This is a genomic window from Neisseria sp. MVDL19-042950, assembly GCF_030504625.1.
Lineage (GTDB): Bacteria > Pseudomonadota > Gammaproteobacteria > Burkholderiales > Neisseriaceae > Neisseria.
In genome coordinates this window covers 21,631-29,328 of record NZ_JAUKWH010000018.1, presented here as the reverse complement: position 1 = coordinate 29,328, position 7,698 = coordinate 21,631, and the positions used below count along the sequence as shown (strand labels likewise).

The following is a 7,698-nucleotide window of genomic DNA, read 5'->3' as shown; positions in this document are numbered from 1 at the left end:
TTTTATTTTGGCTTATGTTTTGACGGCATAAGCTGTATGACAGGTAATACAGGGTATATGAACCAGCTTAGAATTTGGGAAGTTTTTCCAATAGGGCGAAGCCTTCAACTTTGTTGCGCGGGCGTGCACCTTGCCAGAGTAGTAGCCAGCCTTGGGGAGCGGCACTGTCTTTGGGTTGCTGAACTAAGCGGTAACGGCAGGCGGAATCGTCGACATTCAGTTTTAGAGAACTGTATTGCGTCCAAGCGATACGAGCCGTGGTGGCATTTTTGTCGATGCTGATGCAGTTTTGGCCGTTTGAAAGCGATTGCTTTAAGGCCGGTGATAAAGCGGCTTCCATTTGAGAAACAACGGGAGCATGGCTTTTGGCAGCGTCAAGCCAGGGTAGGAAAAGCGTCATCATCAACGCCCATACTAAAGTAACACCTGCCGCCCAATTGGTTACCGCTTGCCTGCCGCGGATATGTTTCCGAGTGATGGCCCATAACCATACAGGGGTAAAAGAAATAGCAACCAGCATCGGTACGGTACTGATTTTAGGAGTGTAGTACGGGCTGAAGTACAGCGAGCGTTCGGCAAGTTTTGCCGGCCAACCGTAGTTCATAGCAAAAAATCCTATCCATAGAAAGATGGCAAACAGCCCGAAAGTCATGATGCCGAACCAGTTGAAGAACGCCGCCGGCCCACGCCTTAAGCCGTCTAGTTGTGCGGCACCGATAAGAGCGAGAGGAGGCATCAACCAAATCAGATTGTCTTGAAATTGCAGGGGCGTGATACTTAGTAGAATGCCGACAGTGCCGAGCCATACCAATGCTAGAATACCCCAACGATGTTCGGTTAGCTTGGTTCGGCTGGTTGTCCATATCGCAAGAGGCCATGCCGGTAAAGCAAACCACAGCAGGTTTTTCAAATAATAGCCTAATGAAAAGGCCGTCTGAAAAGAGGTTGTACCGCCAAATTCACCGAATAAATGATATTGCAGCCATAACTCAAAAACCGCCGGATTAGTTTTATAAAGTGCAAACGGGTAAACCGGCAACAGCGGCAGGGCAACGGCAAATGCGCCGATTAATGTGATATAGCAACGTTTGCTTTTCCAATGGCGGTTAAAGAGCAATCCCAGCGACATGAGCATCAAGGCGGCCGGCAGTAGAAAACCGGCTGACAGAGACAATAAAACCCAACCGCCGCCCAGTAGCAGCGAGGCCATAATCACTCGACTGGGCGCTAATGAGAATCCATACAGACACATGCCTAACGCTGCGAACACTACCGACATGCTGCCGAGGAAATGCGCCATAGTAATCAGGCCGACGCAGCCGATTAAAATCAAAACGACGCTACGACCTTGATGGCGGCCTAAAAAGCGGAAACCGGCCATGCCGCAGCAAGTCAGCCCGATAGCCGTGAATGCTACGCTGGCGAAACGCGCAGACGCATAAGCATCGGCGGCCCAAGGAGAGAGTAATTTTTGGAACAATACTGCAACCCATAAATATACGGGAGACACTTTGAAATAAGGCTGTCCGAATACTGTCGGCAGCCACATTGATCCGTGACTCGCCAGAGCTTCAAGGCTGGTAAAAACCGTGGGCTCCGCAGGATTCCATAAATCACGCGAAAAAACACCCGGCCACAGCCAAGCAAATGCCAACAGCAGGAGCAACCAAGGTTTTTCATGGGTTGGAGCGACAGGACGGGATTCGGGTGGGGTATAGGTAAGCATGGGTTGGAGAGGGGAAGTAAAGTGTGTCAAGTGTAACAAATTACCCGTCGGGGCGGGATGGATTTTTCCGGTTGAATAAGGAGAACGGCAGATGTTTACGTAGAATAGCGAAAAGTAAAGAATGATGTCATTTTATGCTTTTATGCTATTCCGAGTTCATTTTTTAGAATAAATGGTCTATTTTTATGCTTGAGGTGTTGTTAAATTGTTTTTCAGCGGGTAAGATACATTGTTTTTAATATCTAAGGAAATAGTATGCATGTTAAGTATTTTGCTTGTTTGAAAGCAAGTATTGTAATATTTACTGTTTGTGGTTTGGCTGCCTGCGGTAGTGGCGGAGGGGACGACAAACCGGTTACTACTTCGACAACCACTACCTCAACTTCAAGCTCTACGACGACAACCGGCAATTCTCAATTTCGCCGCGCTCAAAATTCGCCGACAAGCAATCAACAAGCTGGCAACAATACTTCAAATCAGGCTGCTAATTTATCAAACCTAACTCCGCGAGCTTCCAAGCCTACTCATAAAAAAGCCCAAAATTATTCGGTAACAATCAACGGACATACGCATAAGGGCGGCGGCAAAATCGTATTGGATGATTTCCAGAAATCTAATTTGAGCGTTGTTGACAGTAATAATGGCGGTACGATTCGCGCCTATCGCCAGAATCATTCGATTATTGCGGGTTATTTGGGGCAGCCCAGTATGACTACTCCGCAGCTTTTAACCATCGGATTGATAAAAGGCGACTTTACGGAAACATTGCCGACTCAAGGTACTTATACTTATCAAGGCACAGCGTTCAGCGGTACCGAAACGGGTAAACTGGATTATAGTGTCAACTTCGATAAACGTACCGGCAGCGGTAAAGTGAGCGGTTTTAAAGAAATCAGCGATATTGCTTTGAAAGAAGGCAACATCGGTAATTTGATGATCGACAATAAACTGGATGGCAGCGGATTGCAAAAAGTGCGGGGTATTGTCGGTAAAACGGAATATTCCGTTGTTGAAAACGGCAATAGAGTGAAACGTGAGGAAGACTACCGCTTGGTGTTCTTTGGCCCTAATGCCGAAGAAATTGGTGGGAAGGTGTTCCATTCCGCCGGTGAAATCGGTATTGCCGGTAAAGTAACCGGTAAAAAATAACGGTTGGTATTGTCGGAAAAGGCCGGCTGACTCATTCAGACGGCCTTTTTGTTGTTCGCATAGTCTTTATAAAGTGAAGTTTCATAATTGTATTTTGATTTATATCAAGGGACATATAACACTATGAAGGTTGTTTGGGAATGGCCGACTAAAGAAGGTCGTCAAATAAGTTTTCTAGGAAGTTTTTGTAAACAAATAGATATTTTTGAAAATTAGTGTAAGGGGGAATAATGTCTGATATGGCTTTTATTGAGAAAAATAGTTCGTGTTGTAATTAAAACACAAGAGTTATAAGTTTAAAGGCATAAAATTGAAAAAAATATTGTTTATTAAAAAATATAAATGATACATGCATTTATGCAAATTAAAAAAAGACATATGCATATTATTTTATAATTTTCGGAATTTTATACGCGTAATAAATATTTAAAAAGCATAAAATTAATATAAACGGTAGAATTTTTCGCTTAACGGTTGTTAAATTATGTTGATAATTGCTAATATAACGCTGTGGCAAACAGCTACTGTTAAATATAGTTAAGAAAATACAAACACGAGGATTACGGAAATGTCTATTCACAAAAAAATCGGTTTAGCAACAATCATCGCACTCGGCTTGGCTGCTTGTGGCGGAGGTGGAGGCGGTACTCCCTCAACTGCTTCTACTGCCACTGCACAGTTCGCATCAGCTAATCAAACTTCAAATGCCGCACAAGGCAGTAAAGCGGCTGCTTACGATGAAAATTTCACCATCAACTTGGGCGGTAAGGCTTACAAAGTGGCCGAACTGGAACAAGGCAAAGTGTTGACTTTGGCAGATGCGGACTCAGGTGAAAGCAGCCGAATTTACCGTCAGCAATACTCGATTATCACGAGCAGCATGCCCAAAGGCGGACAAGATGCTCCCTTGTTGATGACCGTAAACAAAATCAGAGGTGCGTTTACCCAAGTTTTACCTACCCAAGGTACTTATAACTATCAAGGTAAGGCGTTCAGCCGCACGGAAGAAGGTGCATTGGCTTACAGCGTGAACTTTGATAAAGGTACCGGCAGCGGTAAAGTAAGCGGTTTCAAAGAATTCAGAGATATTACGCTGCAAGAAGCCAAACTTGGCCCGGTTTTGTTTAATCAAGAAGGTCTGCGTGGTAAAGGTTTTGCGGGTAAAACCGATTTGGGCGATGATTATCGCTTGGCTCTCTTCGGTAAAAACGCTGAAGAAATCGGCGGTATGGTATATCACAGTACCGGCGAAATTGGTGTGGCAGGTAAATTGATCGATAAAAAATAATTAACGCCCGTCCCCTAATAAAAAACCGTCTGAAATGTTTTCAGACGGTTTTTTATTTTGGCAGATAAACAGGCAGCGATTCGGCAACAAAGACAGCTTTGAAAAAGTCCATGCAAGGCAATGGCTTGTGGGTGGGGAGGTTGGCATAAAACCGACTCTGTTGCCGTTTGGGCGGCCGGTAAAATCGCCTGTTTTGGGTCGAAACCAAATAACACGGCGTGAAATATGAATTTTTATGGCTATTATTAATGTCGCTGCCTGCTTCGGGTTCATCGCAATGGCAAGAAGGCCGTCTGAATATGGCCGGAAAGTTTTCACGGTTAGAACGGTATTTTCAGACGGCCTCTATTGAATAAAGGCCGTCTGAAACCATATAGCAACGGTATTGCATGCAGAAGGTAAAAAAATTTTATACAACTTTACTTACTGCATTTTCTGCATCATCCGAAACGAAAATGAAAAGAGAATCCTATGACTAAAACCGTCCATTATCTGAAAGATTACCAATCTCCTGTTTATCATATCTGCAAAACCGATTTGCATTTTGACATCCAAGAGCCGCACACAACCGTTAAAGCGCGTTTGGTGGTGGGGCCGAAGCGATCGGGAGAACCTTTGGTGTTGGACGGTTCGGCAGAGTTACTCTCCATTAAAATCGACGGCGAAACCGTCGAAAGCTACACGTTGGTCGATGAGAAACTCACGATCGATCAGGTGCCGTCTGAAAACTTTATTCTCGAAATCGAAACACGCATCAGGCCGTCTGAAAACAAATCGTTGATGGGTTTGTATGCTTCGGGTGGCAATCTGTTCACCCAATGCGAGCCGGAAGGTTTCCGCAAAATCACGTTCTATCCCGACCGCCCCGATGTGATGTCGAAATTCACCACCACCATCGTGGCGGACAAAAAACGCTACCCCGTGCTGCTTTCCAACGGCAACAAGATTGACGGCGGCGAGCTTTCAGACGGCCGCCATTGGGTGAAATGGCTGGATCCGTTTGCCAAACCGAGTTATCTTTTCGCGTTGGTGGCGGGCGATTTGGCTTTGACCGCAGACACCTTTACCACCCGCAGCGGCAAAAACGTAGCGATTGAGTTTTACACGACGGAAGCCGACAAGAGCAAAGTCGGTTTTGCGGTAGAGTCGCTGAAAAATGCCATGCGTTGGGACGAAACCCGTTTCGGCCTCGAATACGACTTGGATATCTACATGGTCGTGGCGGTGGGTGACTTCAATATGGGTGCGATGGAAAACAAAGGCTTGAACATTTTCAACACCAAATATGTGCTTGCCGACAGCCGCACCGCCACCGATTTCGACTTTGAAGGTATCGAATCGGTGATCGGGCATGAATATTTCCACAACTACACCGGCAACCGCGTAACTTGCCGCGATTGGTTCCAACTTTCGCTTAAAGAAGGTCTTACCGTATTCCGCGATCAGGAATTTTCCGGCGACCGCGCCAGCCGCGCCGTGCGGCGTATCGACAACGTGCGTATGCTGCGCCAGCATCAGTTTCCCGAAGATGCCGGTCCGACGGCGCACCCCGTCCGCCCCGCCTCTTATGAAGAGATGAACAACTTCTACACCATGACCGTTTATGAAAAGGGCGCGGAAGTGGTGCGTATGTATCACACCTTGCTGGGTGAAGAAGGTTTTCAGAAAGGCATGGCGCTGTATTTCAAACGCCACGACGGACAGGCGGTTACCTGCGATGATTTCCGTGCGGCGATGGCCGATGCTAACGGTATCAACCTCGACCAATTCGCCTTGTGGTACAGCCAAGCCGGAACGCCCGTGCTGGATGTGTCAGGCCGTCTGAATCAGGCTGACGACACGTTTATTTTAAACGTCAAACAAACCGTTCCCGCCACGCCCGATATGGCGGAAAAACAGCCGATGATGATGCCGGTGAAAATCGGTTTGTTGAACCGCAAAGGCGAAGCGGTGGCATTCAGGCCGTCTGAAAATGCCGAAGCGCAAACCGAAGCCGTGCTGTTGCTGCAACAGGCCGAGCAGGAATTTGTGTTGCACGGCGTAACCGAAGCCGTGGTGCCGTCGCTGCTGCGCGGATTCAGCGCGCCGGTTCATTTAAATTATCCGTACAGCGACGAAGATTTAACCTTGCTGCTGGCACACGATACCGATGCCTTTGCCCGTTGGGAAGCCGGTCAAACCCTTTACCGCCGCGCGGTGCAGGCCAATTTGCAGGCCATTGGGAATCAAACCGCCATGCCCGAGCACGAAGGTTTGGCTGCGGCGGTAAAACAGGTGTTGCGGCAACAGGATTTAGACCCCGCATTCAAAGCCGTACTGTTGGGCGTGCCGTCTGAATCCGAGCTGTGGGACGGTGCGGAAAACATCAATCCGCAGCACTACTACCAAGCGCGCGAAGCCCTGCTGAACACCCTTGCCAAATCCTGCATCAACGAACTGGCAGCCGTGCGTACATGGGCATTGGCGCAGGAAAAAGACAGCGGCATCGCCAAGCCTTACGAATACCATCCCGAATTGGCCGGCGTGCGCAGCCTGTTGGCGGCCGTGCGCTTGCTGACCATCCGCGAAGAGCGTCATTCGATGATTAACACGGCGGCTTATGACAGCAAACTCAGAGCGCAAACGGCGGCGGTTGAAAAATTGGAAGGCACGCGCCTGAAAGACTACATTACCCGCTACGAACAGCTCACCCGCAATATGACCCATGAGATGAGCATTCTCAATACCGTGAACCATTTGGAAGAAGAAGGCCGCAATCGTCTGCTCGACCGATTCGCCGAACGTTATGCCGATGATGCGCTGGTGATGGACAAATATTTCGTTCTGATCGGCAGCAGCCACCGCAGCGATACCCTGCAACAGGTTCAGACGGCCTTAAGCCATCCGAAATTCAGCTTGGAAAACCCGAACAAAGCCCGTTCGCTGCTGGGCAGTTTCTCGCGCAACGTGCCGCATTTCCATGCGGAAGACGGCAGCGGTTATGAATTTATCGCCGGAAAAGTGATGGAAATCGACCGCTTCAACCCGCAAGTGGCCGCCCGTTTGGTGCAGGCGTTCAATATATGCAATAAGCTCGAACCGAACCGCCGCGGGTTGGTGAAGGCACAACTGCAACGGATTCAGGCACAAGAAGGTTTGTCGAAAGACGTTGCCGAGATTGTGGGCAAAATTCTGGCGTAAGCGGGTCGGTGTAAAACCGGTTGGATGCAAAGAGGCCGTCTGAAATTTTTCAGACGGCCTTTCGGTTGGTTCCAAAGATTCCTGTCGGCTTGATGAGTAGGGTGTGCGGCTAAAGATACCTATCATCAGAGGGATGGCAATTCATGCGCTGGAGGCCGTCTGAAAACACTTTTTCAGACGGCCTTCTTCTTTCTAAATGCCTTTATGATTGAAGCTATTGAAATAATCATCAAGGAAATAGATTGCCTGCTATCGTCAAAGCCATTTTGCGGGAGGTACGTTTTTCTTTGCCGTCAAACTTGCCAACCTGAAATGATGCTTGTAAATGCACGGTATCAGCCGGTGTTGAAAAAGT

General features: G+C 47.8%; 5 protein-coding genes. 3 read left to right on the top strand and 2 right to left on the bottom strand.

From position 1 onward, the window contains the following. Nucleotides 1–67 precede the first annotated feature (67 nt). Nucleotides 68–1,726 carry a glycosyltransferase family 39 protein gene (locus Q0X97_RS11400; protein ID WP_302067539.1) on the bottom strand — a complete coding sequence of 553 codons (1,659 nt, stop codon included), beginning with the start codon at nucleotides 1,724–1,726 and terminating at the stop codon, nucleotides 68–70. A gap of 255 nt (nucleotides 1,727–1,981) precedes the next feature. Between Q0X97_RS11400 and Q0X97_RS11395 the strand changes: the two genes are divergently transcribed. Continuing rightward, nucleotides 1,982–2,875: a factor H binding protein domain-containing protein gene (locus Q0X97_RS11395; RefSeq protein ID WP_302067520.1), complete on the top strand. Its 894-nt coding sequence runs from the start codon at nucleotides 1,982–1,984 to the stop codon at nucleotides 2,873–2,875. Between the two features lie 568 nt (nucleotides 2,876–3,443). Continuing rightward, entirely contained in the window at nucleotides 3,444–4,163 is a 720-nt protein-coding gene (locus Q0X97_RS11390) for a factor H binding protein domain-containing protein (protein ID WP_302067521.1), read from the top strand. Here the strand turns inward: Q0X97_RS11390 and Q0X97_RS11385 are convergent, their stop codons facing one another. Next, nucleotides 4,164–4,436, bottom strand: a complete 273-nt coding sequence (locus Q0X97_RS11385) for a hypothetical protein (protein ID WP_302067522.1) — start codon at nucleotides 4,434–4,436, stop codon at nucleotides 4,164–4,166. A 198-nt stretch (nucleotides 4,437–4,634) separates the two neighbouring features. Between Q0X97_RS11385 and pepN the strand changes: the two genes are divergently transcribed. Beyond that, nucleotides 4,635–7,343: an aminopeptidase N gene (gene pepN / locus Q0X97_RS11380; RefSeq protein ID WP_302067523.1), complete on the top strand. Its 2,709-nt coding sequence runs from the start codon at nucleotides 4,635–4,637 to the stop codon at nucleotides 7,341–7,343. Nucleotides 7,344–7,698 lie beyond the last annotated feature (355 nt).